The 24,280-nt window shown below is 73.6% G+C and carries 16 protein-coding genes and 1 pseudogene; 9 read left to right on the top strand and 8 right to left on the bottom strand.

All coding sequences use genetic code 11. The features are described 5' to 3' along the window. The first annotated feature begins 92 nt into the window (after positions 1-92). Both J2S42_RS13100 and J2S42_RS13105 read left to right on the top strand, forming a co-directional pair. Positions 93-6,287 carry a WG repeat-containing protein gene (locus J2S42_RS13100; protein ID WP_307238959.1) on the top strand — a complete coding sequence of 2,065 codons (6,195 nt, stop codon included), beginning with the start codon at positions 93-95 and terminating at the stop codon, positions 6,285-6,287. Positions 6,288-6,391: 104 nt separating this feature from the next. Further along, positions 6,392-7,387: an aldo/keto reductase family protein gene (locus J2S42_RS13105; RefSeq protein ID WP_307238961.1), complete on the top strand. Its 996-nt coding sequence runs from the start codon at positions 6,392-6,394 to the stop codon at positions 7,385-7,387. 50 nt (positions 7,388-7,437) lie between these two features. Here the strand turns inward: J2S42_RS13105 and J2S42_RS13110 are convergent, their stop codons facing one another. Together J2S42_RS13110 and J2S42_RS13115 are read right to left on the bottom strand one after the other, a co-directional pair. Further along, the gene (locus tag J2S42_RS13110) at positions 7,438-8,208 is read right to left on the bottom strand and encodes a site-2 protease family protein (protein ID WP_307248735.1); all 771 of its coding nucleotides are present in this window, start codon (positions 8,206-8,208) and stop codon (positions 7,438-7,440) included. Positions 8,209-8,237: 29 nt separating this feature from the next. Beyond that, positions 8,238-8,435 carry a hypothetical protein gene (locus tag J2S42_RS13115; protein ID WP_307238963.1) on the bottom strand — a complete coding sequence of 66 codons (198 nt, stop codon included), beginning with the start codon at positions 8,433-8,435 and terminating at the stop codon, positions 8,238-8,240. 86 nt (positions 8,436-8,521) lie between these two features. Here J2S42_RS13115 and J2S42_RS13120 point away from each other — a divergent pair. Both J2S42_RS13120 and J2S42_RS13125 read left to right on the top strand, forming a co-directional pair. Further along, positions 8,522-10,474, top strand: a pseudogene (locus tag J2S42_RS13120) (bifunctional adenosylcobinamide kinase/adenosylcobinamide-phosphate guanylyltransferase); the annotation flags it as partial. Between the two features lie 799 nt (positions 10,475-11,273). Further along, on the top strand, positions 11,274-11,981 hold the full coding sequence (locus tag J2S42_RS13125) for an adenosylcobinamide-GDP ribazoletransferase (RefSeq protein WP_370879389.1): 708 nt from the start codon (positions 11,274-11,276) through the stop codon (positions 11,979-11,981). A 108-nt stretch (positions 11,982-12,089) separates the two neighbouring features. Here J2S42_RS13125 and gcvT read toward each other — a convergent pair whose 3' ends face one another. After that, the gene (gene gcvT, locus J2S42_RS13130; protein ID WP_370879171.1) at positions 12,090-13,178 is read right to left on the bottom strand and encodes a glycine cleavage system aminomethyltransferase GcvT; all 1,089 of its coding nucleotides are present in this window, start codon (positions 13,176-13,178) and stop codon (positions 12,090-12,092) included. Positions 13,179-13,311: 133 nt separating this feature from the next. On the opposite strand from gcvT, the gene J2S42_RS13135 reads away from it, so the two are divergent. Then, entirely contained in the window at positions 13,312-14,865 is a 1,554-nt protein-coding gene (locus J2S42_RS13135) for a leucyl aminopeptidase (RefSeq protein WP_370879172.1), read from the top strand. A 69-nt stretch (positions 14,866-14,934) separates the two neighbouring features. Here J2S42_RS13135 and J2S42_RS13140 read toward each other — a convergent pair whose 3' ends face one another. Then, positions 14,935-15,258 (bottom strand): hypothetical protein, encoded by a 324-nt coding sequence (locus tag J2S42_RS13140; RefSeq protein ID WP_307238968.1) that lies wholly within the window; start codon positions 15,256-15,258, stop codon positions 14,935-14,937. 131 nt (positions 15,259-15,389) lie between these two features. On the opposite strand from J2S42_RS13140, the gene lpdA reads away from it, so the two are divergent. From lpdA to J2S42_RS13155, 3 genes are all read left to right on the top strand, one after another. Next, the gene (lpdA, locus tag J2S42_RS13145; RefSeq protein ID WP_307238970.1) at positions 15,390-16,817 is read left to right on the top strand and encodes a dihydrolipoyl dehydrogenase; all 1,428 of its coding nucleotides are present in this window, start codon (positions 15,390-15,392) and stop codon (positions 16,815-16,817) included. A 44-nt stretch (positions 16,818-16,861) separates the two neighbouring features. After that, positions 16,862-18,664 carry a 2-oxoglutarate dehydrogenase, E2 component, dihydrolipoamide succinyltransferase gene (gene sucB / locus J2S42_RS13150; protein ID WP_307238972.1) on the top strand — a complete coding sequence of 601 codons (1,803 nt, stop codon included), beginning with the start codon at positions 16,862-16,864 and terminating at the stop codon, positions 18,662-18,664. Positions 18,665-18,738: 74 nt separating this feature from the next. Next, positions 18,739-19,632, top strand: a complete 894-nt coding sequence (locus J2S42_RS13155) for a TIGR01777 family oxidoreductase (protein ID WP_307238974.1) — start codon at positions 18,739-18,741, stop codon at positions 19,630-19,632. A gap of 125 nt (positions 19,633-19,757) precedes the next feature. Here the strand turns inward: J2S42_RS13155 and J2S42_RS13160 are convergent, their stop codons facing one another. Genes J2S42_RS13160 through J2S42_RS13170 form a run of 3 tightly spaced genes read right to left on the bottom strand, consistent with a single transcriptional unit; the run spans position 19,758 to position 22,193 of the window. After that, positions 19,758-20,777 carry an LLM class flavin-dependent oxidoreductase gene (locus tag J2S42_RS13160; protein WP_307238976.1) on the bottom strand — a complete coding sequence of 340 codons (1,020 nt, stop codon included), beginning with the start codon at positions 20,775-20,777 and terminating at the stop codon, positions 19,758-19,760. Beyond that, entirely contained in the window at positions 20,777-21,172 is a 396-nt protein-coding gene (locus tag J2S42_RS13165) for an SCO5389 family protein (RefSeq protein ID WP_307238978.1), read from the bottom strand. The genes J2S42_RS13160 and J2S42_RS13165 overlap by 1 nt, the downstream gene beginning before the upstream one ends. 49 nt (positions 21,173-21,221) lie before the next feature. Next, positions 21,222-22,193, bottom strand: a complete 972-nt coding sequence (locus J2S42_RS13170) for an ATP-binding protein (RefSeq protein WP_307238980.1) — start codon at positions 22,191-22,193, stop codon at positions 21,222-21,224. A 368-nt stretch (positions 22,194-22,561) separates the two neighbouring features. Here J2S42_RS13170 and lipA point away from each other — a divergent pair, with 368 nt between their 5' ends. After that, entirely contained in the window at positions 22,562-23,548 is a 987-nt protein-coding gene (gene lipA, locus J2S42_RS13175; protein ID WP_307238982.1) for a lipoyl synthase, read from the top strand. Positions 23,549-23,552: 4 nt separating this feature from the next. Here the strand turns inward: lipA and J2S42_RS13180 are convergent, their stop codons facing one another. Then, complete coding sequence (locus tag J2S42_RS13180) at positions 23,553-24,263, bottom strand: DnaJ domain-containing protein (protein ID WP_307238984.1); 711 nt, start codon at positions 24,261-24,263, stop codon at positions 23,553-23,555. Positions 24,264-24,280: the final 17 nt, after the last annotated feature.

A 24,280-nucleotide genomic window follows, 5' to 3' on the forward strand; every position in this document is an offset into this window, starting at 1 on the left:
CCGGGCCCAGGGCGGGAGCGCACAGCGAAATGGGGTGAACCGTGGCGCCGGAACGTAGGGATCGACGCGGTTCACAGCTGCCCGCATGGGCGGTGGAGACCACCGACGAGTGGATGGAGGTCCCGGGGCAGGCGTACCCCGGAGACCCCGGCCCGTCCGTGCAGGCGCGCAGCAGCGCGGTGTACCGCTCCTCCGTGCGTCCGGACCCGGACGGGGACGTCGCGCCGACACCGGCCAGCGGGCGCCCGGCCCGGCCGGCCTCCGGGCGTGCCAGGCCACCGGCGCCGGGGCGGCGGGGGAACGACGGGTTCGACTACGAGGAGGACCACTTCCGGGACGACGCCCGGACACGCGGGCGCGAGGTCCGGGTCTACGGGGCCCCGGCGCGCGCGACCGGGGACGATCGCGGGCGTGGGCCGGCGGACGAGTGGGACGACGAGCCGCGCGGGCCGGGGCGGTCGCGGGACGGTGACTTCGACGCGCGGGTGACTCGCGGAGGCGCCACGGCGGGGCGGGGTGGGCAGCGGGCCGACTTCGACTACGAGCCGCGGGGGCGCGGTGGGCGCGATCCGGATCTCGATCTCGATCTCGACCTCGACGAGGGTGAATCGTGGGACGGAGACCCGCGCGGGCGGCGTGGCGGGGATGCGCGCGGCCGGGTGGCGGATCCGCGGGAGCGGGGTGGGCGCGGTAACGGCCTGAATCCGCGCGAGCGGGTGGGGCGTGATGCCGACCCGCGCGACGCCGACCCCCGTGGGCGCGGCGCCGGGTCTCGTGATCTTGACCCGCGTGACCGTGGTGGACGGGGTGCTGATCCGCGTGAGCGGGGCATCGGCCCGCGGGACGCCGGCCCGCGGGACGCCGACCCGCGTGGCACCGGTCCGCGTGACGCGTACGCGCGTGACGCTGCCCCGCGTGAGCGGGGCGGGCGGGGTGCGGGACCGCGCGACGCCGGTCCGCGTGGGCGCGGTGCGGATCCGCGCGACCCGGATTCGCGTGGCTACGACCCGCGCGACGCGGACCAGCGGGAGCGGAACGGGCGCGGAGCTGGCCGGCGCGACTTCGATCCGCGCGACGCGGACCCGCGCGAGCGTGGCGGGCGTGCGGGCGGTCCACGCGACCGTGATCCACGCGACCTGGACCCGCGGAACCTGGATGGGCGTGACAGCGACAGGCGTGCGGCCGGTCCGCGCGATCTGGATCCACGCGAGCGCGGTGGGCGCGACCTCGACCCGCGCGACCTCGACCCGCGCGACCTCGACCCGCGCGACCTCGACCCGCGCGACCTCGACCCGCGCGACGCCGGCTCGCGGGAACGCGGTGGGCGCGGCGGCGATCCGCGGGACTTCGATCCTCGGGACGTGGACCCGCGGGACCGGGTCCGCCGGGGTGCCGATCCGCGCGACGGCGACTTCGACGACGACCCGCGTGCGCGTGGCGACCGTGGCCGCGAGGGTGGCCGCTACGGCGGTGGACGACCCGCGGAGCAGGACTGGCGCACCGGGGATCCCGGCCGTCAGCCGCGCCGGCCGGCACGCCACCCGGACGCCGCCCCCGGCGACGTGCGCCCGGCCGCCCAGGCCGGAGGGCCCGACCGTGGCCGCCGGCCCGGCTGGGACCAGGAGGCCGACTGGCAGCAGGCCCGCACCGGCCGCCGCGACGTGCCGCGCGGCGACCAGCCGTGGCGCCGCCGCGAGGTGGTCCAGGACTGGAGCGAGCCGCTGCCCGCGGACGCCGGCTACGACGACGCCCAGCCCGGCCACCGCGGCGAGCCCGGCCGCGGACCGGCCCGCCCCGGCGACCGCCCGGACCAGCAGGGACGCCCACCGGTACGCGAGAGCGACCCGGCCCGCCGGGAGCAGCCCGACGACGTGCGGAGCGGCGACCCGTGGCGGCCCGCACCGCCCGACCGCCCCGCCGATCCGGCCGCCGGTGGCGATCCGGCACGCCGTGGCGAGCGCACCTGGATCAAGCCCGGCCAGCGCAACGTGCCCCACCCCGACCCGACCCGCCCGGACGAGCCCACCCGCGGCGACGAGGCCGCACGCCGCGGCGAACCGGTCCGCGGGGACGAGCCCGGGCGTACCCGGGAGCCGGTTCGCGGTGACGAGCCGGTACGCCGGGGCGAGCCCGGCCGGGGCGACCAGCCGCCGCTGGCGCCGGTGGTGCCGATCCGCCGTGAGACGGAACGACGCGACGAGCCGCGGCGTGAGCGAGAGCCGGCGGCGGCCTGGGATCCGGACTCCGGCGATGTGGCCCATGGCGAGCCGCGGACGGCGGGCGAGCCCGCGCGCCGCGACGCCGGGCCGGGTCGCCTCACGCCCGTGGCGGCCGGGACGGCCCCCGTGTTCACGGCCGGGACGGCCCCCGGACTCACGGCCGGGACGGCGCCCGGGTTCGACGACGCGGAGCGGTCCGGATATCCGCGTCGCGACGTGCCCGGGGCGGAGCCGCGCCCCGGCTGGGACGGCGACCGTGGACGGACGGCCGGACAGCCGGTGGCGCCCGCCGCGTCGGCGGGCGCGCCGGTGGCACCGCCGCGTCCGGGATACGCGGACGGTCCCGGCAGCTCCGGTGGACACGTGCGTCCCGGCGTGGCGCGCCCGGACGTGCCCGGACGATCCGGTCCGGTCCGGGGCGGCGGTTCGTCACAGCCGCCGTCCGCACCGCCACGTCCCGGTCAGGTACCGTCCGAAGGCCCGTGGGGGCCGCAGGACCGGCCGGTCAGCCCGGCTGCCTCCTACCCGCCGGGGGTGGGCGCTCCGGCGCGTCCAGGGCCGCTGGACCCGGCGTGGGCGGATGCCACGGACCAGACCCGGCAGCTCGGTGACCCGTCCGAGCAGACCCGTCGCCTCGGTGGCGAAGCGCTGGATCCGTCGCGGCCGGTCAGCGCGGCTCCGTTCGACCGGACCCAGCCGGTCAGCGGCGTGCCGTTCGACCGGACCCAGCCGATCGACGGTGGACCCGGCCGGGCGCGGTCCGACGAGGAATTCGATCAGGCGCGGCCGGCCAGTGCCGCCCGCTACGACCAGAACCAGCCGGTCAGCGGCATCCCGACGGACCGCACCCAGCCGATCAACGGTGGCTTCGATCGGGGGCGGCCGGTCAGCGGGGTGCCCTATGGGCACGAGTGGGCGCCGGGGGCGTCCGCGCCGACCAGCGGGGCGCCCTACGGGCCGGCTCGGCCGGGACCGGCGCCGGAGCCGCAGCGGCCGGCGGCCGGGCCTGCCCGTGGGCAGGAGTGGGCGCCGGGGGCGGCACAGCCGGGTGGCCGGGTTCCGCAGGAGCCGTCACGGCCGGACGTGGGCAACGACACGCAGCGACCGGTCAGTGGCGTGCCCTACGGTCACGAATGGGCGCCGGGGGCGAGCGGGCCGGTCAGCGGCGCTCCCACCGACCCGCGGACCGGCACGCCGGTTGACCCGCGCAGCATCGATCCGCGTAGCGGCACGCCGGCTGGACCCCGTGGCATCGATCCGCGGACCGGTGCTCCCGTTGATCCGCGTGGTGGGGTGCCCACGGGCGAGCGGCGTGGCGTGCCGCCGGAGGCGGTCGGGCCGCAGACCAGCGGGGCGTTTCCGCAGGCGCGTCCGGATATTCCGGTCATGCCCGGTCAGGGGCCGGACGAGCGCACCGCGCGGCCGGACCAGCCGGCGGCACGAGACCAGCAGCGGCAGGACACGCGTCCGGTCAGCGGCGTGCCGTATCCCCAGGATCGCCCGGTCAGCGCCGCGCCCTACGCAGCGGACCGCCCGGTCAGCGCCACGCCCTACTCGCACGACCACCCGGTCAGCGCGGCGCCGTACACGCAGGATCAACCGGTCAGCGCGGCGCCCTATCAGGGTGATCATCCTTACCGGGATGCCGATGGTGGGCAGATCGCTGCCACCGCCGACCGGCGTGGACTGGAGGAGGCGGACTCCGCGGACGCCGGTTACCGGCGGCCGGGCGGGTCGGTGCAGCCGCCGCCGGTCGAGCCGGCGCCGTTCGACCTCCGTCCGCAGCAGCCGACGCAGCGGGAGCGGCCGCGCGAAGAGCAACCGGCGCACCCACCGGCAGCGCAGACGCCGGCCGCACAGACGCCGGCAGCACATACACCGGCAGCACAGACACCGGCAGCACAGCCACCGCTTGCGCAGACCCCGGCGGCACAGCCGCCAGCAGCGCAGACGCCCACAGCGCAGTCCGCGCCCCGGACGGCGACGCAGACGCCCGCGGCACAGACGGCGGGGGCCGAGGCGGCGGCGCAGGCGTCGGCGGCGCAGCCGGTCGATGAGCAAGCGCGGCAGGGTGAGCGGCGTGAGGTGGGCGAGGCGGTCGGCGTACCCGCTGATGATCGTCCTTCGCTCGGTGAGCTGCTCAAGGCGAGCGGTGCCGAGACGCGATCGGTGCCGTCGCCCGCCGAGAATCTGGCGGAGAAGCAGGGCGTGCCGTCGCGGCCGGATTCCGGCTGGTTCGGTTCGTCCGCCAAGCCGGCCGCCCCCCAGCCCGCCGAGCCTCAGCCCGCCGAGTCTCAGTCCGCCGAGTCTCAGTCCGCCGAGCCTCAGCCCGCCGAGCCCGGCGCGACCCAGCCCACCGCGGCCGAGCCGAACACAGCCGCACCCACGTCGGCCGCCCGCACGTCGGCCGGCTCCGCGCGGGGCAAGAAGGCGGGCGACGAAGAACTGGGCGACGAAAACCGGACGGACGCAACGGCCTCGGACGAAGAGCCGGCGGACGAGACGCAGCCCTCCGCGCCGGAGCCCACGCCCGGCGACGACACCCCGGCGGAGCCGCCCGTCACGGCCAGCCCGGACACCGTGCTCCCAGGCCCCGCCGGGCCGGCCGCCGGCGCGGCGACCGCGTTGCGCGCGCCCACGATGATCACGCCGATCGTCACCCCCGACGAGGCGGCCGCCGAGGAGCAGCACGCACCCGAGGACGAGCAGCACCCCGACCGGACCGCACCGGTCGAGGAGGAGCCGCAGCGCCCGGCCGATCCGGAGCAGGTGCTCGCCACCTACCACTGGCGGTTCCACCACGAGACGCTGCGTGAGCTGGTCGACGATCCGGACGAGCTGCGGCAGGTGCGCGAGCGCCTGACCGAGAAACTGGCCGGCGCCACCGACAACGCCACCCGCGCCCGCCTGCTGAGCCTCCGCGCGGTCGTCTCCCGGATCCTCGGCGATCTCGGCCCGGCGCTGCACGACGGCCGGATGGGTCTGGAGCACGCGGAGCTGACCGGCCACTTCCGGCGGATCGCGATCGCCCAGGCGCGGCTGGCGCACGTGCTGCAGTGGCGCGGCGACTTCATCGAGGCGGACCGGCTGTTCGCGGAGGCGAACTCGTCGGAGCTGCCGGATCGGCTGCGGGCCACGATGCACGAGCACGCCGGGCGGTCCGCGTACGACCAGGGCCGGTTCATGGAGGCGCTGCACCACTTCGAGCGGGCGCTGGAACTGCGCAAGGTGGAGGACCCGGATCTGATCTCGCGTACCGAGCTCGCGCTGGACGCCGTGTTCGCGAAGGTGGCGGCGAACGGCTGGGGGCCGTACCCGCGGAGCGAGGACGAGATCCGGCAGGTGCACCGCCCGCCGCAGCCGATGTTCTCCGAGCGTGTGCAGCGCTGGGGTTACGAGGACGCCGGGAACGAACCGGTGATCGCGGCCAGCTACGCGGACGTGCAGCCGTTCCGGGACGGTGTGGCGTGGGTGCGGCGGCCGGAGGCGCAGCACTGGGAGCTGATCGACGAGTCCGGTGAGCTGCTGATCCCGGCGGACGCGGGCTACTACGGCGTGGGCTCGTTCTCGGACGGGCTGGCCTGGGTGTCCCGGGACGGCAACGGCGGCTGGGTCGCGATCGACAAGGCCAACAGGGTCGTGATCGGCCAGCCGTACGAGGACGTGCGCCCGTTCCGGCGCGGCATCGCGGCGGTCCGGCGGAAGAGCGGCTGGGGCGCGGTGGACACGTCCGGGACCGTGGTGGTGCCGACGCAGTACAGCGGTTTCGCGACCGCGCTGACCGACGGCCGGTACGTGGACGGTTTCACCGACGAGGGCCTGGCGATCGTGGACCTGAACGGCCGCAAGGGCGTGGTGGACCGGTCCGGCACCGTGGTGGTGGCGCCCACGTACCCGGCGATGGTGATCCACCCGGTGGCGTTCCTGATCGGGGCGGGCGCGGGCACCGGACGGTGGGGTGCGGTGGACCGCCGCGGCGAGCCGCTGATCGACCCGGTGCACGCGTCCCGCGCGGACGTGATGGACGAGATCGACCGCCTGCTCGCGGACACCAAACCGGTGCTGTAGCGGGAAGGACCGGCCCGGAGAAGCGGACGGCAAACCGGGCCGGCTCCCCACACCATAGGCCCCGAACCACAGGGGCAGCTCGGGAAACCGGTTAGGGTCGGCGGATGGAATATCGTCACCTCGGCCGTTCCGGCCTGCTGGTCAGTGAGATCTCCTACGGCAACTGGATCACCCACGGGTCCCAGGTGGAGGAGGACGCCGCGGTCGCCTGTGTGCGCGCCGCGCTGGAGGTGGGGATCAGCACGTTCGACACCGCGGACGCATACGCGGGCGGCCGTGCCGAGGAGGTGCTCGGCCGCGCGCTGAAGGGCGAGCGGCGGGAGAGCGTGGAGATCCTCACCAAGGTCTTCTGGCGCACCGGCCCGGGCCCGAACGAGAGCGGCCTGTCCCGCAAGCACATCCGCGAGTCGATCGACGCCTCACTGCGCCGGTTGCAGACCGACCACGTGGACGTCCTCCAGGCACACCGGTACGACTTCCACACGCCGCTGGAGGAGACCATGTCCGCGTTCGCGGACGTGGTGCACTCCGGCAAGGCGCACTACATCGGCGTCTCCGAGTGGACCGCGGACCAGTTGCGGGCCGGGCACGCGCTGGCCAAGGAGCTGAAGGTCGGCCTGATCTCGAACCAGCCGCAGTACTCGGCTCTGCACCGGATCATCGAGGCCCAGGTGGTGCCGGCCTCGCAGGAGCTCGGGATCAGCCAGATCGTCTTCTCGCCGATCGCGCAGGGCGCGCTGACCGGCAAGTACCTGCCGGGTCAGGCGCCGCCGGCCGGCTCGCGGGCCACGGACGAGTCCGGCTCGAAGACGATCGCGCGGTTCATGAACGACGAGACGCTCACCGCCGTGCAGGGCCTGAAGCCGCTGGCCGAGTCGGCCGGGCTGAGCATGGCGCAGCTCGCGCTGGCGTGGGTGCTGCAGAACCGGAACGTGGCCAGCGCGATCGTCGGCGCGTCCCGGCCGGAGCAGGTGCACGACAACGCGAGGGCCGCCGGTGTGCGGCTGGAGGACGACCTGCTCAAGCAGATCGACGAGGCGCTCGGCGACCTGCCGGAGCGTGACCCGGCGAAGACCCAGTCCCCGGCCGACCGGCCGTAGGGGCAGGCAGAAGCCGCGCGGGTACGGCGTACCCGCGCGGCTTCTCGATCTCAGTTCGTGGTGTAGTTCCAGAAGCGGAGCAGCGCGAAGCCGTCGCCGTAGAGGTAGGACGGCATGCCGATCAGGTCGCCGAGCGTGAAGACCACGTCGAAGAACGCGCCGCCGATCGTCGGGTTCCACAGCAGCGCGAACAGCATGATGAAGCCGAACGGGGCGATCACGTCCCAGGTGCGCTTCCACGAGTACGGCAGCCACGGCCGGGCGATGTTGCCGCCGTCCAGGCCCGGCACCGGGATCAGGTTCAGCACGGCCGCGGTGAGCTGCAGGAACCCGAGCAGCGCGAGACCCGCCCAGAACTCGGTGTGCGTCTCGCCGGTCACGCCGAACACGAACGGCAGCGCCAGCACGATCGCGAACACCAGGTTCGTCGCCGGGCCGGCCAGGCTGACCAGCGACGACCGCAGCCGGCTGCGCAGCGCGCCGTGGTTGACCCAGACCGCGCCGCCGGGCAGGCCGATGCCGCCGAGCACCACCACGATCACCGGCAGCACGATCGACAGCAGCGGGTGGCTGTACTTCAACGGATTCAGCGTCAGGTAGCCGCGGTGCGCCGCGTCGATGTCCCCGGACCGGAACGCGACCAGCGCGTGCGCGTACTCGTGCAGGCACAGCGAGATCAGCCAGCCGGTCACCACCAGCAGGAACACGTCGAACGCGACGTTGCCGAAGCCGTTCCACGCCATCACGCCGGCGGTCACGAACAGCGCGACCAGCCCGAGGAAGATCGGGCTGGGCCGGAACGCCTCCTTCGGCACCCCCATGACGAGGTTGCCGCCACCGATCCGGTCGCTCACTCCCGCGGCGCCAGACTCATGGTGTATTCCACCCGGTCGTCCTCGACCAGCACGACCGAACCGACCCCGTTGCCCTGCAGCTCACGCCAGGTCTGCCCGATCCACGACTCCGCATCGGCCTGGCTGGAGAACGCCTCCGACGGGCCCTCCACCGGCTTGCCGTCCGAGTCCTCGTAGCGCCAGTTCCACGGCATGCGTGTCTCCCCTCCGAAGCCTACGGCCAAGCCTAGTCGCCCGGCCCGGCTGACCGCGCACAGCGGATCGCTCTAAGGTACGGGCTATGTCCGTTGACGGGTGGAACACCCTTCTCGTGCTCGGCGGCATCCGATCCGGCAAGTCGGAGTTCGCCGAGTCCCTCGTGTCCGGCGCGACCAGCCTGCGCTACCTCGCCACGTCCGCATCGCCCGCCGAGGAGGACCCGGAGTGGCAGGAGCGCATCGCCGCACACCGCGACCGCCGGCCCGAGACCTGGGTGACGGAGGAGACGGCCGCGGATCCGGGCCGGCTGATCGCCACCCTGGTCGATGCGAAGCCGGACGAGACGCTGCTCGTCGACGACCTCGGCGGCTGGGTCGGCGTGCTGCTCGACCCGGCACACCAGCCGTCCGACGACGGCAGGACCATTCAAGAACTCGCCGCCGCGGTACGGGGATGCGCCGCGCGACTGGTCCTGGTCAGCCCGGAGGTCGGGCTGTCGCTGGTGCCGGCCACCACGCTGGGACGCGCGTTCGCGGACGCGCTCGGCACGGTCAACCAAGCGGTGGCCGCGGCGGTGGACGCGGTGGTGCTGGTGGTGGCCGGCCAGCCGACGTGGCTGAAGGGTGACGCGGCCCGCTCCGCGGCGTCGTCGCTGGTGCCGTCGTCGGCACCGGCCGCGGCCCCGGAGGCGGTGCTGGCGGACGTGCCGGCGCCGATCGTGCTGCCCGAGGTGATCACCCCGGTCGCGGCTCCGCTGGCGCCGTCCGCCGCTGCCGCCGGCGCCACGGCTGCCGCGGGTGCCGGCGCCGGGGATGCGCTGCGTGGGCCGACGCAGGCGTTGCCGATGGTGCGGACCGGCCTGGTCATCCAGCCGAACATGGAACTGCCGCTGCCGGACGAGGAGACCGGCCCGGCCGCGCTCGACCGTCTGGGCACACTGGACATCGCCGGCACCGGCCTCGGCGAGCTGGCCGACGTGGTGCGGTTCGCCGCCGCCACCCAGGGCACCGACACGCCGCGGCCCTGGCAGTCCGTGCGCGTCCTGCTGGTCCAGGGCGACCACGCCGGTGGCGCGTCCGCGGGCACGCCGGCCGGCGAGTCCGCCCGCCGCGCCGCGCAGGCCCGCCTCGGCGTCGGCGCGCTCGCCCAGCTCACCGCGGCCGCCGGCGCCACGCTCCAGATCGTCGACGCACCCGCCGCCGCGGCGGTCGAGGACGGTCCCGCGCTCACGCTCGACGAGGTCGACGACGCGCTCCGGCTCGGCTGGCGGCTCGCCGAGGAGGCCGCGGAGAACGGCTCCGACCTGCTCGTCATCGCCGCCGGTGGATCCGGCACCCCGGCCGCCGCGGCCGCCGTACTGGCCGCGACCGCCGGTGCCGAACCGTCCGCCGTGCTGCCGCCGGTGCGCACGCCGGACGGCGACTACGACGACAACGCCTGGATGGCCCGGTGCGCCGCGGTCCGGGACGCGATGCAGCGCGTACGCAAGGGCTCCCGCGAGGCCAAGGACGTGCTGGCCGCGGTCGGTGGCGGCGACATCGCGGTGGTGACCGGCATCCTGCTCGGTGCCACCGCCCGCCGTACCCCCGTGCTCCTCGACGGCCCGGTCGGCGTGGCCGCCGCCCTGGTCAGCCGCGACCTCGCCGGCCAGGCCCGGCACTGGTGCCTGCTCCCCGACCACGGCGGCGACCCGGGCGTGAAGCTCGCCGCGGACGTCCTCGGCCTCACCCCGGTCCTGAACATGCGCCTCGGCCTGGGCGAGGGCACGACCGCGCTGGCCGCGCTGCCGCTGCTGCGCTCCGCGATCGCGCTCGCCGCCTCCATCCCGCCCCGGACCGACGCGTCGTCCACGCCGGACTCCGCCGCCGGGACGTCCTGGCCGGCGGACGGACTGGACGCCACGGACGCCGCCGGAGCCGCATCGGCCGGCGCCGCCGGTCTGCTGGCCGAGGCCGCCGTCTCCGCCTCCACCACCACGGCCGTCTCCACCACCGACGATCCCGCTCCCGTCCCGGCGACCGGCACCACCGACGACACGGCCGTCGCTCTGGCCAGCGCGGTCGGCGTGGTCGCCGGCGATGCGGCCGGCGGTGTGACCGCTGACCGTGCCGAGGACTCCGGCTCCGGGTTCGGCGCCACCTACACCGGCTCGGGCGACACGACCACGGTCATCACCAGCGTCGGTGACCCGGATGCCGACCGGACGACCGTCATCAGCGGCGCCGGCGGGCCGGATGCCGACCGGACCACGGTCATCACCGGTGCGGGCGGGCCGGATGCGGACACGACGACCGTCATCAGCGGTGCCGGTGACTCGGATGCTGACGCGACCGCTGTCATCCGGCTTCCCGGCGCCGGGACCGCCGGTGGCGCGGGCACGGGCGGCGGCGAGGCCGGCAACACGAGCGCCGCGCCGGTGCCGGATGCCGCGGAGGACGAGGCGGAGCGCACCGCCGTCCTCTCCGTCGTTCCGCCGGCCGGCGATTCTCCGGCCGACACGGTCCGGGCACCGTCCACGGACGACCCGGAGGCCACCACCGTCATCCGCGCCACCGGTACCGAGGCGGACGAGGACTCGCACTCCTGGCTGCCGGGATTCGGCAACCCGCGTCGGTCCGGCGACCCGGACTCCCCGGCCACCCGCTGACCCGTTGCCGGCCCCGCACACCGATCCAGCGCCCAGGCCCGCCGCGGACCCGTCCGCCGGCGGGCCTGCCGCACCCGCGCGCGCGGCGCACGCCACCGGCGAACCGGCCACGGTGGTACCGGCCGGGCGGTGGGCGGTGCTGCGGGACGGGTTGCGGCTTGCGGTGACCACGCTGACGGTCGTACCGATGCGGGTGGGGATCGTGGACCGCCGCACCGCCGCCGTCGCGATGTCGGTCGCACCCGTGGTGGGCATCCCGCTCGGCGCGCTGCTCGCGGCCGTGTTCGTCCTGCTCGGCACGGCCGGCGCACCCACGCTGCTCGCCGCGTCCGTCACGCTTGGCGCCGGCACGCTGCTGACCCGCGCGCTGCACCTGGACGGCCTGGCCGACACCGTCGACGCGCTCGGCTCCTACCGCGCCGGTGAGGCGGGCCTGGCCGTGATGAAGAAGCCGGACATCGGCCCGTTCGGCGTGGCCACGCTGGTCCTCACGCTACTCACCCAGACCGCGGCGCTGACCTCGCTCGCCGGCACCGCACCCACCGCCGCGGCCGCCACCGTGATCACCGCCTGGGTCACCGGCCGTCTGGCGATCTCCTGGGCGTGCCGCCGCGGGATTCCCGCCGCCCGGCCCACCGGCCTCGGAGCGCTGGTGGCCGACTCGGTCCCGCCGCTCCCGTTGGCCGTCACCACCGCCGCCACCGCCGCCGTCTCGGTCGCCGCGGTCCCGGCCCGCCCCTGGCAGGGCCCGCTCGCCGTGCTCCTGGCCCTGACCGCCACCCTGCTGCTGCTACGCCAGTGCCGCCGCCGTTTCGGTGGCATCACCGGCGACATCCTCGGCGCCTGCCTCGAACTCGCCACCACCATCGCCCTGATCACCCTCGCACTCCGCTGAGCCCACACTCAGTCGTACGAGAGGACGGCCCACTCCTCGGCATGGAGCGGCCGCTTCTTCGGGGCGAGTGCCCGGCCCGCGGCTCGACGCCGGGGGCCGGGGCTCGGGTCAGCGCACCGAGGTGGTGACGAACGGGGGCTTGACGATGGTCATCGGGGTGCGGCGGCCGCGGATGTCGACGTGGACGGTGTCGCCGAGCGAGGTGCCGGGGACGGTGTCGAGGAGCGCGAGCGCGATGCCGGTCTTGCGGGTCGGGGAGAACGTGCCGCTGGTGACCTCGCCGACCAGGGCGTCGCCCGCGTAGACCTGCATGTGGGCGCGCGGGATGCCGCGGCCCTGGGCCTCCAGGCCGACCAGGACGCGGCGCGGGCCGGCCTCCTTCTCGGCGAGCAGCACGTCGCGGCCCCAGAACGCGGGCTTGGACCAGCCGACGGCCCAGCCGGAACGGGCCTGGACCGGGGTGATCTCCATGGAGAGGTCCTGGCCGTGCAGCGGGTAGCCCATCTCGGTGCGGAGCGTGTCGCGTGCGCCGAGGCCGCACGGCTTGAGCGTGGGGTCGGCGTCGAAGAGCGCGTCCCAGACCGCGGTGGCGGAGGCCGCCGGTACGACCAGCTCGTAACCGATCTCGCCGGTGTAGCCGGTGCGGCAGACGATGATGTCCGCGCCGGCCAGCGTGGCGGTGGCGAAGCTCATGTACTGGTGACCGGTGTCCAGGCCGAGCTTGGCCAGCAGCGCCGGCGAGGCCGGCCCCTGGACGGCGAGCACCGCGAACGCGTCGTGCTCGTTGGTCACGGTGACGCCGGCCGGTGCCGCCTCGGTGAGCCGGCGCACCACCTCGGTGGTGTTGGCCGCGTTCGGGATCAGGAAGACGTGGTCGTCGCCGTGCAGGTAGGCGATGATGTCGTCGACCACGCCGCCGGTCGCGTCGTCGCAGCACAGCGTGTACTGCGCGCGGCCGGGACCGATCCGGCCCAGGTCGTTGCTCAGGCACGCGTTGACGAACGCGGCGGCCCCGGGGCCGGTGATGCGGGCCTTGCCGAGGTGGGACACGTCGAAGACGCCGACGTTCTCGCGGACCGCGGTGTGCTCCGCGATGACGCCGCCGTCCGCGTACTCCAGAGGCATCTCCCAGCCTCCGAACGGCGCGAACTTCGCACCCCGGGAGACGTGCCGGTCGTGCAGGGGAGATCTCTTCATGGGTGGCAACTTACCGCCAACCGGCCCGCTGGTTAGCATCGGCGGGACATGATGTTGTCCAGCGGGTACACCTCGCAGACGACCACACCGCCGGATGCGCACCAGCATGCGGCCCACAAGTCGGAGTAGCCGAGTGACTCAGCTCAATCCCTCCCTGCACCTGGTGGACAGCGACCCCGCCGAGCTTGCCGTCGACGCCGTCGTGATCGGCGTGCACAGCCGCGACGACGAGCCGTCCGGTCTGCTGATCGCCAGTGGCGCGGAGAGCGTCACGGCCGCGTTCGACGGCCGGCTGGCGGAGACGCTGCGGCTGCTCGGCGCGAGCGGTGCCGCCGGTGAGGTGACCAAGATCGCAACGCTGGGCACGGTGTCCGCGCCGGTCGTCGCGGCCGTCGGCCTGGGCCCGGAGCCGTCCGGCGCCGCGCCGGAGCCGGAGGTGCTGCGCCGCGCGGCCGGTACCGCGGTCCGCGCGCTGGCCGGTGCCGGCACGGTGGCACTGGCGCTGCCGTTGCCGGACGACGCGGACGGCCCGGCCGCGCTGACCGCGGTGGCCGAGGGCGCGGTGCTCGGCTCGTACCGGTTCGCCGGGTACAAGACGAAGCCGCAGCCGGGCCGCCGGGAGCCGGTCGGGACCGTGCAGGTCGTGGTGCCGGACGCGGCCGAGCCCGGCCTGGTCGCGGCGCTGGCGCGGGCGTCCGCGGTGGCGGCCTCGGTGGTGCGCACCCGCGACTGGGTGAACACCGCGCCGAATGAGCTGCGCCCGCCGCGGTTCGCCGAGCAGGTCGCGGCCGCGGGCCGGGAGGCCGGGCTCGAGGTCGAGGTGCTGGACGAGCACGCGCTGGCCGAGGGCGGGTACGGCGGCATCATCGCGGTCGGCCAGGGCTCGGAGGCCCCGCCGCGCCTGGTGAAGCTGAGCTACACGCCGGAGAACCCGGTCGACGGCGCGAAGCGGGTGGCGCTGGTCGGCAAGGGCATCACGTTCGACACCGGCGGCGTCTCGATCAAGCCGGCCGCGGGCATGTGGGAGATGAAGTCGGACATGGCCGGCGCGGCCGCGGTCGCGGCCACGCTGCTGGCGGTGGCGGCGCTGAAGCCGGGCGTGCCGGTGACCGGTTATCTGGCGATCGCGGAGAACATGCCGTCCGGTTCGGCGTACCGCCCGGGTGACGTGATCACGATGTTCAACGGCAAGCGGGTCGAGGTGCTGAACACCGACGCCGAGGGCCGCATGGTGCTCGGCGACGCGATGGCGCGGGCCTGCGCGGACGGCACCGACTACCTGTTCGAGACGTCCACGCTGACCGGTGGCCAGGTGATCGCGCTGGGCAAGCGGATCGCCGGGGTGATGGGCACGCCGGAGCTGCTGGAGCGGGTCAAGGTCGCGGGCGAGCTGGTCGGCGAGCCGGCCTGGCCGATGCCGCTGCCGGACGACGTGCGCAAGGGCATGGACTCCGACGTCGCGGACATCTCGCAGGTCAATGCCGGGATGGACCGGGCCGGGCACATGCTGCAGGGCGGCGTGTTCCTGCGCGAGTTCGTCACCGAGGACGTGGCCTGGGCGCACATCGACATCGCGGGCCCGAGCTACCACACCGGCGAGCCGACCGGTTACTGGACCAAGGGCGGCACCGGCGTGCCGGTGCGCACGCTGGTCGCGCTGATCGACGACGTCGTCGCGAACGGCTAGGAAACGAATCAGCCGGAAAGCGAATCAGGGCGTCCCGTCACCGGGACGCCCTGATCGGCGGTAGATTTTCTATGAGGACGCGCGCTTGCGACGCTCGTTGTAATCGCGCATTCGCTGTGGATAGCCGACCAGCTGGATGTCGTAGACGGGAATCGCCATCCTGTGGGCGAACCGGCGGGCGCCCTCCGGTGAGTCGACGCGCCGGCGGGTCCACTCGCCGTCGTGAGCTATGAGAATGACCGTGGTCTCGGTCACGGTCGTCTTCGGCTCGATGAAGACCTCGACACCGGTTCGCGAGGTCACGAAAGCCGTGAGGTGCTCCAGGGCTTCGTTGTGCGCCGCGCGGGCGACCGAGCCTCCACTCGCCTTCTTCTGCCGCCTGAACCAGGCCACCGTGTTCGTCCCCCATATCCGCAACCGTCACGGCAAGGGTACTGCCACGGGACGTGTTCCTGGGCACCTCCCTACGCGGGCCCCTTCCACAAGTGACAGGATGGGCACGGCACCATGCACGTTACGACAGTGTGACCGTCGTATGCAGCGACGCGACTTGGGAGTTGACTGTGAGCCAGCCGAACGGCGAAACCTTCGACATCGTCATTCTCGGCGCCGGCAGCGGTGGCTACGCCACGGCGCTCCGCGCGGTTCAGCTGGGCCTGACCGTGGCCCTGATCGAGAAGGACAAGCTGGGCGGCACCTGCCTGCACGTCGGCTGCATCCCGACGAAGGCGCTGCTGCACGCGGCCGAGGTCGCGGACGAGACCCGCGAGTCCGAGCAGTTCGGCGTGAAGGCCGAGTTCCACGGCATCGACATGGCCGGGGTGAACTCGTACAAGGACGGTGTCATCTCCCGGCTGTACAAGGGCCTGTCCGGCATGCTGAACGGCAACAAGTCGATCACCGTGGTCGAGGGCGAGGGCAAGCTCGTCGCGCCGAACACGGTCGAGGTGAACGGCAACCGCTACGTCGGCCGCAACGTCGTGCTGGCCTCCGGCTCGTTCTCCCGTAGCCTGCCCGGCCTGGACGTGGACGGCGAGAAGATCATCACCAGCGAGCACGCGCTGAAGCTGGACCGCGTGCCCAAGTCGGTGATCGTGCTCGGCGGCGGCGTGATCGGCGTCGAGTTCGCCAGCGTGTGGAGCTCGTTCGGCGCCGAGGTCACCATCATCGAGGCGCTGCCCCGCCTGGTCGCCGCGGAGGACGCGGAGGTCTCCAAGGCGGTCGAGCGCGCGTTCCGCAAGCGGAAGATCAACTTCAAGGTCGGCAAGCCGTTCGAGAAGGTCGAGAAGACCGAGAACGGGGTACGCGCCACCATCCAGGGCGGCGAGGTCGTCGAGGCCGAGCTGCTGCTGGTCGCGGTCGGCCGCGGCCCGCGCACCCAGGGCCTGGGCTACGAGGAGCAGGGCATCAAGATGGAGCGCGGCTTCGTCCTCACCGACGAGCGCCTGCGCACCAACGTGCCGAACGTGTTCGCGGTCGGCGACATCGTGCCCGGCCTGCAGCTCGCGCACCGCGGCTTCCAGCAGGGCATCTTCGTCGCCGAGGAAATCGCGGGCCAGAACCCGGCGGTCATCGACGAGCTGGGCATCCCGCGGGTCACCTACTCCAACCCGGAGATCGCGTCCGTCGGCCTGACCGAGGCGAAGGCCCGCGAGCAGTACGGCGACAAGGTGAAGACCTACAACTACAACCTGGGCGGCAACGGCAAGAGCCAGATCCTCAAGACCACCGGCTTCATCAAGCTGGTGGGTGTGGAGGACGGCCCGGTCGTCGGCGTCCACATGGTCGGTGCGCGCGTCGGTGAGCTGATCGGCGAGGCGCAGCTGATCTACAACTGGGAGGCGTTCCCGGGCGAGGTGGCTCAGCTCGTCCACGCGCACCCCACCCAGAACGAGGCGCTGGGCGAGGCACACCTGGCCCTGGCGGGCAAGCCGCTGCACGCACACGCCTGATTGTGAACATACCGTTGCGGTTGCTTGTTAAGGAGTCTTGAGACATGCCGGTATCGGTCACCATGCCCCGGCTCGGCGAGAGCGTCACCGAGGGCACCGTCACGCGCTGGCTGAAGCAGGTCGGCGACACGGTCGAGGCGGACGAGCCGCTGCTCGAGGTCTCCACCGACAAGGTCGACACCGAGATCCCGTCCCCCGCGTCCGGCGTGCTGACCAGCATCCTGGTGAACGAGGACGAGACCGCCGAGGTCGGCAGCGAGCTGGCGGTCATCGGTGGCGAGGGTGACGCCCCCGCCGCGGCGCCGGCGCCGGACGCCGGGCAGCAGGACACGGACGACGCGGCCGTCGAGGCGCGCACCGAGCAGTCCACCTCGGAGGACACCCCGGAGAACCTGGAGACCCCGGCGCCGTCGTCGGGCTCCGGCGCGAGCGGGGGCGACGCCGAGGGCACGGTCGTGACCATGCCGGCGCTGGGTGAGAGCGTCACCGAGGGCACGGTCACCCGCTGGCTCAAGGAGGTCGGCGACACGGTCGAGGTCGACGAGCCGCTGCTCGAGGTCTCCACCGACAAGGTCGACACCGAGATCCCGTCGCCGGCCGCCGGCACGCTGCTGGAGATCAAGGTCCAGCAGGACGACACCGCGGAGGTCGGCGCGGCCCTGGCCGTGATCGGCGCCGCCGGTGGTGCCGCGCCGAAGACGGAGAAGGCCCCGGAGCCCGGCCCGGCCGCTCCGGCCCAGCCGGCCGCCGAGTCGTACGCGACGCCGTCCCCGGCCGCCGAGGCCCCCGCCTCCACGCCCGCCGCGGCGCCCAAGGCGGAGGCTCCCAAGCAGGCCGAGGCCCCGAAGGTGGAGTCGAAGCCGGCCCCGGCCGTCTCCGCCAACGGCGCGGTCGAGGAGGGCGAGGCCGCCTACGTGACCCCGCTGGTCCGCAAGCTGGCCGCGGAGCACAACGTCAACCTCGGCTCGCTGACCGGCACCGGCGTCGGTGGCCGCATCCGCAAGCAGGACGTGCTCGACGCCGCCGAGAAGGCGAAGGCGGCGGCCGCCACGCCCGCACCGGCCGCCGCGCCGGCCAAGAGCGAGAGCGGCAAGGCACCGGCCGCGAAGCCGGCGCCGAGCCCGCTGCGTGGCCGCACCGAGAAGATGACCCGCACCCGCGCCACGATCGCGAAGCGCATGGTCGAGTCGCTGCAGATCTCGGCGCAGCTCACCACCGTGGTCGAGGTCGACATGACCAAGGTCGCGAAGCTGCGGGCCCAGGTGAAGGACGCGTTCCAGCAGCGGCACGGCGTGAAGCTGTCGTTCATGCCGTTCCTGGCGCTGGCCACGGTCGAGGCGCTGCAGCAGCACCCGGCCGTGAACTCGCGGATCGACCAGGAGGCCGGCACGGTCACCTACTTCGACGCCGAGCACCTGGCGATCGCGGTGGACACGCCGAAGGGCCTGATCGTCCCGGTGATCAAGGACGCGGGTGACCTGAACCTGGGCGGCCTGGCCAAGCGCATCGCGGACGTGGCCGAGCGCACCCGGAACAACAAGATCGGTCCGGACGAGATCTCCGGCGGCACGTTCACGCTGACCAACACGGGCAGCCGCGGCGCGCTGTTCGACACGCCGATCATCAACCAGCCGCAGGTCGGCATCCTCGGCACCGGCGCGATCGTGAAGCGCGCCGTGGTCGTGGACGACCCGGAGCTGGGCGAGATCATCGTGCCGCGCTCCATGATGTACCTGGCGCTCTCCTACGACCACCGGATCGTGGACGGCGCGGACGCGGCCCGCTTCCTCACCACCATGAAGGAGCGGCTGGAGGCCGGCAACTTCGAGGGCGAACTCGGCCTGTAAAAGATCACATCCGAGGGCGGATCCCGGCCGCGTGCCGGGGTTCGCCCTCGATCTTTTCCGGGAAAGATGTACCCATGAGGATTCTGCTGGCCGGGGCATCAGGCTTCTTGGGTACGGCACTGCGCGAGCACCTGCGGGCGGACGGGCACGATCTACGGCAACTGGTCCGGCGCACACCGGAGAACGGCGATCAGATCCCGTGGAAGCCGTCGTCCGGCCACCTCGACCCGGCCGCGCTGCGCGGCGTGGACGCGGTGATCAACCTGGCCGGTGCCAGCATCGGCGGCCAGCGCTGGACCGCGTCGTACAAGCGCAAGCTGCGCAGCAGCCGGGTGGACACCACAGCCACGCTGGCCCGCGCGATCGCCGGTCTGCCCGAGGGCGAGCGGCCGAAGGTCCTGCTGAACGGTTCCGCGAAGGGCTGGTACGGCGACACCGGCGACACCCCGGTGGAGGAGGACGCACCGCCCGGCGAGGGTTTCCTGTCCGACCTGTGCCGGGTGTGGGAGGCCGCGGCCCGCCCGGCCGAGGACGCCGGTGTCCGGGTCGTCTACCTGCGCTCCGGGCTGCCGCTGGACAAGCGCGGCGGTCTGTTGCAGCCGCTGGTGCTGCTGTTCAAGGCCGGGCTCGGCGGCCGGATCGGCAGCGGACGGCAATACATCCCGTGGATGTCGCTGGCCGACTGGGTGGGCGCGACCGTATTCCTGCTGGAGCGCGACGACATCGCCGGGCCGGTCAACATGAACGGGCCGGCGCCGGCCACGAACGCGGAGTTCACCAGGGAGCTGGCCGCCGCGCTGCACCGCCCGGCGATCGTGCCGGTGCCGGGCTTCGTGATCCAGGCCGCGCTGGGCGAGTTCTCCACCGAGATCCTGACCGGCACCCGGTCGCTGCCCGGCGTGCTGAACCGGACCGGCTACCCGTGGCTGCACCCGACACTGCCGGCCGCGATCAAGGCCGCGCTGTAGCCGTCCAGCAGAACCACGCCACGGGCCGCCAGCAGAACCACGCCACGGGCCGCCAGCAGAACCACGCCGCGGGCGGCCCGTAGAACCGCGCCGCAGGCGGGTCATCAGGCCCCCTGCGGGCCGGCTCAAAGCCGCGCGGCCGCCTCCGCTCCGGACCGCACGCCAGGCCCGGCCTCGGACCGCGCAACCGGCTCCCCCGCAGGACGCGCAACCGGCTGCGGGCGTGCCTCGGGCCGGAGTCGGGAGATCGTGTCGCGGACCGCGTCGAGCGAACCGGCGGCCTCGACGAAGAGCAGCGTGCGGCGTACCCCCGGAATGGGCTCGATCGTCTCGTGGATCCGGCGCAGCCGGGCCGCGTAGGCGTCCAGGTCGCGATGCGCGGGCGGCGAGCCGTCGATGCGCACGTAGTCGCGAGTGCGTTCGAGCAGCGACTCCAGCAGCGGCGCCGGCCCCGGGGCCAGATGCACCGACACGTGGTCGGCGTCCGCCGGGTCGTGGCCGTGCGCGGCCGCCACCGACGCCCAGTGCGCCAGCATGCCGGTCTTCTCCGCGGCATCGGCGTGCATGCCGAGCAGCAGCGGCAGGCCGCGCCGGGCCGCCTCGGCCGCGGTGCCGGGCGAGGTGGCCGCGACCCAGATCGGCATGGTCACCCGCGGCGACACCGTGACCTCGCGAAACCGGAAAAGATCACGATCGGAGCCGACCCGGTACGCACCGGAGAGCCACGATCGGAGCAGGTCCAGCGATTCGGGGAAGCCCTCGTCGCGCCGGGGCAGCCCGGTGCCGAACACCTCCAGGTCCACCCACGGCCCGCCGCGCGCCACGCCGAGCCGGAAGCGCCCGCCGGAGAGCTCGTGCAGCAGCGCCGCCTCCTCCCCCAGCGCCACCGGGTGCCGGGCCGGCAGCACGCACGCGGCCGTGCCGACCTCGATCCGCCGGGTGGCGCCGAGCGCGTGCCCGGCCGCCACGGTCGCGGACGGCAGCGTGCCGTACGCGGTGAAGTGGTGCTCGGCCAGCCACACGTCGTCCAGCCCGGCGTCCTCGGCCGCGCGTGCCAGCACCGGGATGGACGCGGGCCCGTGCGCGCCGAGCAGGAAGAGGCCGAGCCGCCGGCGGACCGGCGACCCGGCATCGGGTGGGACCATCAGCAGTCGCGCAGCTCGGGGCTCTGGTTGGCGATCTGCGCGGTCGGCGAGATGAACCGCTGGTACGTCTCGCCGCCGACCGCCGAGAGCTTGAACGCGGCGACCCGGTGGCAGTTCTGGAACGCGAGCTTCACGCCGAAGTGACGCTCCAGCCCGCCGCGGATCGAGTCGCTGGCGAGCGCGCGCAGCAGCTGGCCGCGCTCCTGCTCGCTGGGCGGCGGCACGGCGTGGTCCTCGAACTCGCCGTCACTCGCGGCGGACCGGGACGCCACCTCGGACACGATCATCCAGGCGTACGGCAGGGACTGGCGCACGACGTCGACGAACTCGGCGTCGTTGACGACCTCGCCACGCTCGACCCGGTCGAGCAGGGCGGTGGGTACGTCGAGGGACATACGGTTCTCCTCACGTGTTGCCCGTGGATCAATTACCCACGGGAGTCTATTAACTCCGGAGAGCTACGTCGATGCCTGCGGGATTGATAATGAAATCCGGATCGATCTGCTCCGTGAGGTCCGCGCCGACCCGGTCACTGGCCCACGCGGCCGCGTTGCGCCGGTGGAACTCCGCGGCCTGCCGCGCATAGGTCGCCCAGTCCTTGCCGCACGCGTCCACCCGGGTCCGCATGTCCGCCAGCACCGCGCGGTTCTCCGGCTCCAGCACGTCGATCGGCTGGAACCGGCCGCGCTCCGCCGCCTTCACGAACGCGGACCGGCCGATCCAGCCGACCAGGTCGTCGCCGACCTCGGCACGCAGGAACTCCACGTCCGACGCGTCGTCGACCTTGTTGCCGATCACCTTCACGCGCACGCCGAAGTCCCGGGCGTAGCCGGTGTACTGCCGGTAGACGCCGACGCTGCGCACGGTCGGCTCGCAGACCAGGAACGTCAGGTCGAAGCGGGTGAACAGGCCGGACGCGAACGAGTCCGCGCCCGCGGTCATGTCCACCACCGCATACTCGCCCGGGCCGTCGGCCATGTGGTTCAGCAGCAGCTCCACCGCGCCGACCTTGGAGTGGTAGCAGGCCACGCCCAGATCCTCGGACGCGAACGGGCCGGTCACCGCGAGCCGTACGCCGTTGACGTCGCGGACCAGCGTGTCGTAGAGCGGGTTCGGCCGGTCCACGCCGATCAGCCGGGAGCCGCGGCCGGGCGGCGTGGTCTTGACCATCGCGGCCGCCGACTCGATGCGCGGGTTGTCGCCGCGCAGGTACTCCTTGATCTCGCCGAGGTGGTCGCCGAGCGCGGGCAGCAGTACCGCCTCGTCGTCCGTGGCGCCGAGCGCGGCGGCCAGGTGCTGGTTGATGTCGGCGTCCAGCGCGAGCACCGGCGCACCGGCGGCGGCCAGGTGGCGCGCGAAGAGCCCGGCGAGCGTGGTCTTACCGCTGCCACCCTTACCGACAAAAGCTACTTTCACGAAATTTCCCCTACACGACGATGTGTACTTGAAAGCGGAGTGCGTGACCTACCTCCAATACTGATAGTCATTTTCAATAGCCACGTCAAGCGCGCCGTCACCCGGCCGTGGCACGACGCGCCACGCGTGCCCCCGGTGCCGTTGCGGTGGGTGGCAGCTCCCGGCCGTACCGTGCGGCCTGCTGACTTTTTCTGTGCGGTTTTATCGGTTTCTGTGCGCTCGTTTTCGGGCCTGCGATGCCGGAACGAAGATTGCCATTGGGTAACCGGTTGTTTGCCGTTTGTGGTGAGCGCCGTCACACGCGATCGGGCGTGAGCCACGTCGCGGTGGACCTGTGAGGGCGCAATGCCCGGCGTAGGCTGAGTTTCGTGACGATCGAGCGCTCCGTGCCGCCGACGGCGACCGCGATTCCCAGCAGCAGCCACCCCGCCCCCGAGGGCCGGCGGATGTTGCGCATCGAAGCGCGCAACGCGAGTACGCCGATCGAACGCAAGCCACCGTGGATCAAGGTCAAGGCCAAGATGGGCCCGGAGTACACGGAGCTGCGCGGCCTCGTCTCGCGCGAGGGCCTGCACACCGTGTGCCAGGAGGCCGGCTGTCCCAACATCTACGAGTGCTGGGAGGACCGCGAGGCCACGTTCCTCATCGGCGGCGACCAGTGCACGCGGCGGTGCGACTTCTGCCAGATCGACACGGGCAAGCCCGCCGAGTTCGACGCGGACGAGCCGCGCCGGGTCGGCGAGTCCGTCGCCACCATGGGCCTGCGCTACGCGACCGTGACCGGCGTGGCGCGCGACGACCTGCCGGACGGCGGTGCCTGGCTGTACGCGGAGACGGTCCGGCAGATCCACAAGCTCCAGCCGGGCTGTGGCGTCGAGCTGCTGATCCCGGACTTCAACGCGAACCCGGAGCAGCTCGCCGAGGTCTTCGACGCCCGGCCCGAGGTGCTCGCGCACAACGTGGAGACCGTGCCGCGCATCTTCAAGCGGATCCGGCCCGCGTTCCGCTACGAGCGCTCGCTCGACGTGATCACCCAGGCCCGCGCGGCCGGGCTGGTCACCAAGTCCAACCTGATCCTGGGTCTGGGCGAGGAGCGTGAGGAGGTCAGCCAGGCACTGCGCGACCTGCACGAGGCCGGCTGCGAGCTGATCACCATCACGCAGTACCTGCGGCCGACGCCGCGGCACCACCCGGTCGAGCGCTGGGTCAAGCCGGAGGAGTTCATCGAGCTGCAGGCCGAGGCCGAGCGGATCGGTTTCGCCGGTGTGATGAGCGGGCCGCTCGTGCGTTCGTCGTACCGGGCCGGCCGGCTCTACAAGCAGGCGCTCGACGCCCGCTCCGCCGCCGTCGCCTGACCGGTCAGCGGGCAATCACCGGGCCGCGGGTGCCGATGACGTAGCCGCTGGTGAGCGCGATCGTGAGGACGCCGACCAGGATGAGCGCGGTGATCGCCAAGCCGCGGCCCTGCGCGCCGGTACGCCGTATCCGGAACAGCGCGATCGGCGCGGTGACCAGCGCGGCCGGTGCGAACACGATGGCCAGCACCAGCGAGACGATGGCCAGGTTGTCGTAGCCGACCGGGCGCGCGGTGGAGACGAAGTCACGGCGTGGGTCGGCCTGGCGCGGCGCTGACCATGCGCCGGACGGTGCCGCGGCCTCGTGGCGCGGCGTCTCCGGCTCGGACTCGAAGCGGTGCTGCGCGGCGTCCTCGGCGTCCCAGCGGTCCCACCCGTCGGGCTCGTCGTCCGGCTCCTGCACCGGCGGTGACCGCCAGGCCTTCGGCGGCCGGTGCGCCGGTGCCTCGGGCGGCGGCTCGGGCGCGGGCGCGGCGCCGACCAGCAGGACCGTGCGCCGGTACCGGTCGTACTCGCCGCGCAGCGCCGGGTCGGAGAGCGTGTCGTAGGCGACGTTCAGCAGGGACTGGACGTTGTCGCTGCCGCCGACGTCCGCGTGGTGCAGCCGGGACATGGCCCGCCAGGCACGCTTGATCTGCTGCGCGTCCGCGCCCTCGTCCAGACCGAGCAACGCGTACGCGTCGCGGCCGCCCAGCTCGCGAAAATCACGGCTCATGCCGGGTCCGGCGGGCT

This window comes from Catenuloplanes indicus (assembly GCF_030813715.1).
Lineage (GTDB): Bacteria > Actinomycetota > Actinomycetes > Mycobacteriales > Micromonosporaceae > Catenuloplanes > Catenuloplanes indicus.

What these genes read in the sequence shown, in the direction of transcription:
- J2S42_RS13105 (WP_307238961.1), top strand. Translation starts at nt 6,392, where the DNA reads ATGGAATATCGTCACCTCGGCCGTTCCGGCCTGCTGGTCAGTGAGATC.
- J2S42_RS13110 (WP_307248735.1), bottom strand. Translation starts at nt 8,208, where the DNA reads ATGGGGGTGCCGAAGGAGGCGTTCCGGCCCAGCCCGATCTTCCTCGGG.
- J2S42_RS13115 (WP_307238963.1), bottom strand. Translation starts at nt 8,435, where the DNA reads ATGCCGTGGAACTGGCGCTACGAGGACTCGGACGGCAAGCCGGTGGAG.
- J2S42_RS13125 (WP_370879389.1), top strand. Translation starts at nt 11,274, where the DNA reads ATGCGGGTGGGGATCGTGGACCGCCGCACCGCCGCCGTCGCGATGTCG.
- gcvT (WP_370879171.1), bottom strand. Translation starts at nt 13,178, where the DNA reads ATGAAGAGATCTCCCCTGCACGACCGGCACGTCTCCCGGGGTGCGAAG.
- sucB (WP_307238972.1), top strand. Translation starts at nt 16,862, where the DNA reads ATGCCGGTATCGGTCACCATGCCCCGGCTCGGCGAGAGCGTCACCGAG.
- J2S42_RS13155 (WP_307238974.1), top strand. Translation starts at nt 18,739, where the DNA reads ATGAGGATTCTGCTGGCCGGGGCATCAGGCTTCTTGGGTACGGCACTG.
- J2S42_RS13160 (WP_307238976.1), bottom strand. Translation starts at nt 20,777, where the DNA reads ATGGTCCCACCCGATGCCGGGTCGCCGGTCCGCCGGCGGCTCGGCCTC.
- J2S42_RS13165 (WP_307238978.1), bottom strand. Translation starts at nt 21,172, where the DNA reads ATGTCCCTCGACGTACCCACCGCCCTGCTCGACCGGGTCGAGCGTGGC.
- J2S42_RS13180 (WP_307238984.1), bottom strand. Translation starts at nt 24,263, where the DNA reads ATGAGCCGTGATTTTCGCGAGCTGGGCGGCCGCGACGCGTACGCGTTG.